Origin of the sequence: Micromonospora sp. DT47 (assembly GCF_049844475.1) — a bacterium.
Taxonomy (GTDB): Bacteria; Actinomycetota; Actinomycetes; order Mycobacteriales; family Micromonosporaceae; genus Micromonospora.
In genome coordinates, this window is the sequence record NZ_JBNCLC010000069.1 from 1 (window position 1) to 648 (window position 648).

The following is a 648-nucleotide window of genomic DNA, read 5'->3' on the forward strand; positions in this document are numbered from 1 at the left end:
GGCAACGGCGTCACCGGCAACAACGTCCCCGCCGACTTCAACGGAGCGCAGGTGCTGACCGGTCGGTTCAGCGGCACCGGCCTGCAGGACGTGCTCGTCTACTACCCCGGCGGCGTCAACCCCGGCGGCGGCGGCGTCCTCCGCGCCAACGGCGACGGCTCGGTCATCCAGGCCCAACGCGACGGCAACCAGGTCAGCATCGACCCCGGCCAGCTCCGCGACGAGCTCAACGACTCGCCGCTGCAGGTAGCCAACGCCGGCGACACCCGCCGGCAGGGCTCCACCATTCCCGACCTGATCGGCATCAGCCGCGACACCACCACCGGCGACCACCACCTCACCTACTACCCCAACTTCTTCACGACCGGCGGTTACTACGGCGTCATCCGCACCACCGCAACCACCCCGACCGGCGGCACCGACTGGAACAACTGGACCATCGCCACCGCCCAGCTCATCGGCGGCACCGCGATGTTCCTCTGGAACCCCACCACCGGCGCCCTGCACCTCTGGACCGACCTCACCCTCAACCCGGACACCGGCCAGCTCACCTACACCCCGTACGCCCTCTCGACGAACTGGAACACCGGCGCAAGCCGCACCCTGCGCGCCGCCGACATCAACACCGACGGCACCCCCGACCTCTGG

Annotated in this window: 1 protein-coding gene; it reads left to right on the top strand. The window is 69.9% G+C overall.

Annotation, left to right across the window (positions count from 1 at the left end; translation table 11 throughout):
* Positions 1–648, top strand: a 648-nt coding sequence (locus ACLQ2U_RS32180; RefSeq protein ID WP_425754642.1) for a hypothetical protein, incomplete at both ends; no start/stop codon positions are given.